The following is a 6357-nucleotide window of genomic DNA, read 5'->3' as shown; positions in this document are numbered from 1 at the left end:
GAGATATATGTTGAATAACATAGGTCCAAGGACCGAGCCTTGGGGGACACCAGTGATAATGTAGTAATTATATATACATTATTGTATTAAAATAAATCTCGCAGCTACATAAATCTTTCATTAAGAAATGTATCTGAGGTTTTAAATCCTCTCTATTTTCTTTATGAAGCTGACTACCAATCCTATAAAGGAATACGACTAACTCATTTTGATTTGTCTTTATCTTATCAAAGATATCATCTTCGGTTGTATTAGGAAAATGAAAATTCACGTCCTTTACAACATCCATCCAAGCATTAAAAATTAGAATTTCAGGAATTGGTTTTGGTTGAAAAACTCTTTTAAGTAAGAAATCTACAAAATCTATTATTTTATATCGCTCCATGCTACTTGCTTATCTTTTTCAATATCCTCTTTTGCAATCTTACCCAGAATATCATTGTAGTGTTCTGCCAGAATATCACCAGTACCAGGTCGTTTTACCCAAATATTATCTTTTGTGAATGCTTCCCCCTTTTTAATAAATTTAATAGTACATACTGTAGCAAAGGCAAAATCTATAGTGACTTGCTCTTCTTTAGCTGGCTCCTTAGCTCCTCCTCTCATACTCCAAATTTCCTTACTAGAAATCACTAATTCTTTACTCTCGTTTTCGTCCATACTGCATACTATATCTGGCCCAGTACGCTGTTTATGATCCGTAAAATGACGTTCTAAAATTGAAGCTCCTAATGCCACCGAACCTAAACATGCATTATTATTTAATGTATGGTCACTAAGTCCAAAAACATGATCTGGAAATGCAGTATGTAACTCCATCATCGCTCCATAACGAACCAAGTGAGATGGTGTTGGATACAAGTTTGTTGTATGCAATAATGCCAAAGGTGTTTTATGAGCTTTAAAAATTTCTACCGCTTTTTTTACACTCTCTATAGTATTCATTCCTGTACTAAGAATTACAGGCTTACCAAATTTTGCAATATGCTCTAATAAGGGATAATTATTACATTCTCCGGAACCTATTTTATAAGCAGAAACATCAAAACCTTGCAAACGTTCTGCTGCTGCTCTAGAAAATGGTGTAGAAATAAAAATCATCGCTTTGCTTTCTACATATTTCTTTAATTCTAATTCGTCTGATTCATTTAGAGAACAACGCTCCATAATTTCATAAATAGAAACATCTGCATTTCCTGGAATAACTTTCTTTGCAGCACCACTCATCTCGTCTTCAACAATATGAGTTTGATGCTTAACAACTTCGACTCCTGCTCTATACGCAGCATCTACCATTTCTTTAGCTACTTTCAGAGAACCTTCGTGATTTATACCTATTTCTGCTATAACTAAAGGTGGGAAATCTGGTCCTATTTTTCTACCAGATATTTCTATGTATGGATTGTTAGACATTAAGTTTTATTAAGATAATTTTTGTATTCCCAAAGTCATTTTGGCTATCAATATGAATTTCTGCTAATTTATGATTTACAATTAATGGATAAAATATTTATTGAATATAATATTCTTTTTATTAACGATACTTTGGTGATATACTATTTATTGAGGCTTTTGCTTCTTCTAAATACAGGTCTATTTTTTTGGCCCAGTCTTCTATATCATATAAATTTTGAGGTATGGCTTTTAAATATGGATTCTTTCCGTTAGTTTTTAAAACTTCAACAGCCTTATTCATCTCAACAACCCACTCGTCAATAAAATTTGGATGCTCTATTAACACTCCATACTCACCATAATTAAGAACCTCTGGAATACCACCTTGCTTCGACGCAATACAATAACAACCACATTTTAACGCTTCTGCTAATACAATTCCAAAACCTTCTTTCCACAATGAAGGAAATAAATAGACATCAGCTATTTGATAGTATTTAGGCAATTCATCATTAGGAACTCGTCCTATGACTGTAACTCCTTGCTGATTAATTTCTGTATCGATTCCCACTATTAATAAGTGTACATTCTTGTCTTTTTGATAAAGTTTATTAAATGCTTCTAATACAATATGCAACCCTTTTTTAGGCCTATCTTGAGAACACCACAAGAATACAGTCCGTCCTTTTTCTACACCAAATTCTTGTCTCAGTTGAAGTGTTTCTTGAGTATTTATGGTATGAAATTTTTTTGAATCTACACCATTACTAATTACTCTCGCTTTAAAAGTACAGTCGTTATAAAAATTAAGATGAGCTTTATAAGATAAATTTGTAAGAAAGAAAATTTCGTCAATTGCATTTAAAAATGGCTGACCTATTTTTCTACTAAAAAGCGGAGCAAATCCATGGTAATAATATTGAATAAAAAAATCCTTTCTATTATACTTTTCTTTTAAATAAGCATCTATTGACAATACAACACCACTATTATCTATAATATGTATAATGTATTTTTTATCTACTTCAATTATGTTCTCTAACGCTTCTAAATAATTATTATATCTACTCTTTGGGTCAAAGAGTTTATTCTTTAATTTATCAGAAATTGAAACATCTCTTAGAAATTGATATGAAACTTTAGACGCTTTTGTTTTTACTTTAGGACAGACAATATGGTTAAATGAATGGGATTCTTTAGCTAGTATCTGGTTATACATAGTCGTCCAACTTGCTATTTTTGGATATGGTAGTTGAAATTGTGATATTAATATAACTTCAGTATTATTCATTTTTTTTAACATAATCGTACTCAGGAAAATAAAAAAATTTATATCCCTTATTAGTCACTAATACCATAATAAGACCAAAGACTATTTTAAAAAAATGTGTCTTTAATTTTTTTGAAGTAAACACATAACTAATTAGGTGTTTTGAATACGATTTAAAGATATTAAATCTTTGAGAAAAGTTATTGCATAATTGATTAATATTATAATAATTAGTCGTCTGTCTATAGAACACATAACTCATTAATTTTTCTCTCTTATCTTCGTTCTGATTGTTTTTAAGATAAGTGAAAACACCATCAAAATATTTAAAAATTGATTTTTGCGCAATAATAGATTTTGAAGCCCCTTCAGAGATGCTTTCTATACCTGTTCTAATATTAAATAAAACTGTTTCTAAGTGAAGGTACTTAGGCTGATACGTTAACATTCTAAAATGAAAATCTCTCTCTTGGGATCGATGCAAGCTTTCATCGAATAAATCTTTAGTTTCTAAAAATTTATAGCGCCACAAAGGAGATGGTGTATAAAAAAATAGTCCATTAAGAAGATAATCTTCTATATAGGATTTAGAATTTAATACTTTAGGCGGATCTGGTATAGGCTCTTCATTTGTATTTTCAATAAACTTTTGCCCAACACAAGCGCAAAAATCTAAGGACAAATCTGTTTCTAGTTCTTCAACTTTTAATTTTAAAAAATCTGGATGCATTAAATCATCACTATCAAACCAATTGATGTATTCACCATTAGATTTTTTAAAACCATAGTTACGACAAGCGTTAGCTCCTTTCTGTCTTTCTTTTGGCCTTTTGTAAAATACAAATCTAGAATCTGAATGGCTTAAAATTATTTCTTCTGTATTATCAGTACTACCATCATCTACAATAATACATTCCCAATTTTTGTAGGTTTGACTTTCTATGCTCGCTAAAGTCTCTGGCAACAAATGTGCTCGATTATAAGTCGGTATAATTACTGATATTAATCCTTCTTGCATTTTAACCAATTATTATTGATAAAGCTTTATGATGTTTTGACTTTGAATTCTATTATTAAATTTTTCTTCTACAAAAGACCTAGCTTCTAATCCCATTATATCAATTAGTTTTGGGTCTTTAATAAACACTTCAACAACATTTGCCATGGCTTCAACGTTTCCTTCGTCTACTATATATCCAGTTTCACCATTTTTAATAGTCTCTGGTATTCCACCAGAATTAAAACCTACAACTGGTATTCCGGTAGCTTGAGCTTCTGCACTAACTAACCCTTGTCCTTCTGCTCTACCACTACTATCTGTTATAGATGTCATCAAAAACAAATGATTTTGTTGCAGCAATTCTATGATTCCATTTTGTGTTCCACCACCACTTAAAGTAATGGAATCCTCTAAATTTAAATTCTTTATTTTTTGTAATAAAGCTTCATATTCATCACCAGCACCAACAATTGTGTAATGCACGTTATATCCTCTTTCTTTTAAAACTTTAATTATTTCAATTCCTAGGTGTTGACCTTTTAATTTAATTAATCTACCTACAGTAATGATGTTAAAAATACCATCATAACTTCTATTCTTATAATTAAAGATCTCTAAATCTACACCTACTGAATTAACCATAACCTTCTCCTTAGGAACATTTAGGTCTATTAAGTTATCGAATAAATAATTAGAGCTTGTAATAATATGACTAGATGCTTTAAATGCTTCTAAGTAGTAGTTTGTAAAATGATTCTTTGTTTCTTCTGTTGAAAATGTATCATAACCATAAAAAGAGGTAACAACCCTTCCTCTAATTGCTCCTATTTCTTTCATTTCTGCCAATAACTTTCCGTTAATGCCAAAATGTGCATGAAAAACTATAGCATCTCTATGTCTTAAAAATGCAGCTGCTTGAAACCACATTTTTAGTGTTTTAGATTTTAAGCCATACTTTTTAAAGTTTAGCGTTCGTAGAAAAATTAAACTGAATTTAATGTTTTTTAAAAGAACCCAAATTGCCATAAGAAGTCTATTAAATTTATTCTCCGAAACTTTAGGATTAAATGTTTCTACAGTTTCATGCAGTCCGTTTTTTAGCAATAAGTCTTGCTGAGAGGAAACACCTAAACCGCTCACATTATCTGCAAGAATTTGTGCAGAATAATTGTGCTTTAAAGTTTCTAAAATAAAATTAATTATAAAGGTTTCTGACTGAGAAGGAAAAATACTCAAGACATGTACAACCTTATCCTTTGGTTTTGAATTGATAGATGCTGTAAGGTTTTTTTCCATCTATGATTACTTAGAGGGCTTTCTAAATAATTTAGCTAACAAGGTGAGCCAAATTGAGTTCATTTTTTGTGCCATGGAATTCTCCTCCAATACATTCAACATTTTAAAACGATTGAGCTTAAACTTTTTATCATATTCAACTAAGCGTTTTGCTTCATCAATAAACAACGGAAAATTATCTTTTATACTTTGCGCTCTTTCATTCTGTAATAACTGTACATATTTTGGATCACCAGAAATACCGTCAGTAGCATAATTTGAAATCACTTGATCAATGTGCAAATATGATGCATTGTGCTTACATATTGCGCATACAAAAAAGTCCCAATCTGAAACGATTTTAAATTTCTCTTTGTACATATAAACCTCATTAAATAATGATTTTTTTATAAATGACGATGGATGAGGAATATGACCTTTGTTAAAAAAGAAATTAAAACTTAACTCATCTGGATATCTTACAATCTCTCTTGTTGTCTCATGCACCAATTCTAAATTCCCAAAATAGATATCTTTATCCGTTTTTAAATATTTAGAACTATTTTCTAAAATAGTCTCATTATCTAGAGTATCACCACTATTAAGAAATAATAAATACTTTCCATTTGATGCTCTAATTCCTTTATTCATGGCATTATAAATACCAGAATCTTTCTCGCTTGTGCAATAAGCAAAATGAGCTTTGTTGGCTTCCACAATACCTTTACTACCATCACTACTATCACCATCAATAACAATGTATTCAAAGTCTTTAAAATTTTGACTCTTCACACTATTTATAGTGTCAGTAAGACCTGTCTTATTATTATAGTTTATGGTTATAACAGATATTAGCATCTACTAATTATTTAATGTTATTTTTTTTCTGAAAGATGTTTAAAAACATTTAAAATTCTTTGAGAGGAACCGTTATCTAATTTATATGTAAAGTCTTCTACTATCTTGCTATAATCATCTTCATTAAAGCTATCATTTACGAAATTCATTTCAATTTCTTTTGCTAAATCTACGTTATTACCAATTACAGTTCTATATGATGGATATTCTTTTAAATGATCATAATATTTGCTTGGGCCATCTTCAAATAAATCAAAAGCGATAATCTTTTTCTTTAAAAGTAATGATTCTTCCATTATTGTGGATGATCGACTTATAATTAAGTCAGAAATATTAACATAATCGTATACGTTAGTTGTATTATTTGGTTCAATAATTAACACTTCTTTTTCATCTATACCAAAATATTTTAGTTGGTTCTTATAAATATTTGGTTCAACTGTATCGTTAGGATGCATTTTTATAATCAAAAAACACTTTGAGAAATCGATACTTTTATATATTTTATTGATATAATTTAAGTAACATTTTTCTGGATCTTCCCTATCCTCATATTCAG

General features: G+C 29.8%; 7 protein-coding genes. All 7 read right to left on the bottom strand.

Annotation, left to right across the window (positions count from 1 at the left end; all coding sequences use genetic code 11):
* Positions 1 to 67 precede the first annotated feature (67 nt).
* On the bottom strand, positions 68 to 385 hold the full coding sequence (locus QZZ53_RS15425) for a hypothetical protein (RefSeq protein WP_296386328.1): 318 nt from the start codon (positions 383 to 385) through the stop codon (positions 68 to 70).
* The gene (locus QZZ53_RS15420) at positions 367 to 1413 is read right to left on the bottom strand and encodes an N-acetylneuraminate synthase family protein (protein ID WP_296386327.1); all 1047 of its coding nucleotides are present in this window, start codon (positions 1411 to 1413) and stop codon (positions 367 to 369) included. The genes QZZ53_RS15425 and QZZ53_RS15420 overlap by 19 nt, the downstream gene beginning before the upstream one ends.
* Positions 1414 to 1534: 121 nt before the next feature.
* Positions 1535 to 2686, bottom strand: a complete 1152-nt coding sequence (locus tag QZZ53_RS15415) for a glycosyltransferase family 4 protein (RefSeq protein WP_296386326.1) — start codon at positions 2684 to 2686, stop codon at positions 1535 to 1537.
* Positions 2679 to 3683, bottom strand: a complete 1005-nt coding sequence (locus tag QZZ53_RS15410) for a glycosyltransferase family A protein (RefSeq protein WP_296386325.1) — start codon at positions 3681 to 3683, stop codon at positions 2679 to 2681. Before QZZ53_RS15410 ends, QZZ53_RS15415 begins: the two co-directional genes overlap by 8 nt.
* Before the next feature lie 12 nt (positions 3684 to 3695).
* Complete coding sequence (locus QZZ53_RS15405; protein ID WP_296386324.1) at positions 3696 to 4961, bottom strand: glycosyltransferase; 1266 nt, start codon at positions 4959 to 4961, stop codon at positions 3696 to 3698.
* A gap of 6 nt (positions 4962 to 4967) precedes the next feature.
* The gene (locus QZZ53_RS15400) at positions 4968 to 5798 is read right to left on the bottom strand and encodes a glycosyltransferase family 2 protein (protein ID WP_296386323.1); all 831 of its coding nucleotides are present in this window, start codon (positions 5796 to 5798) and stop codon (positions 4968 to 4970) included.
* 17 nt (positions 5799 to 5815) lie between these two features.
* The coding region (locus tag QZZ53_RS15395) for a CDP-glycerol glycerophosphotransferase family protein (RefSeq protein WP_296386322.1) at positions 5816 to 6357 on the bottom strand (542 nt) is incomplete at its 5' end.

Source organism: Winogradskyella sp., assembly GCF_016744625.1.
GTDB lineage: Bacteria > Bacteroidota > Bacteroidia > Flavobacteriales > Flavobacteriaceae > Winogradskyella.
Note: the sequence above shows the minus strand (reverse complement) of the source record. Positions and strands in the feature narration are given on the sequence as shown.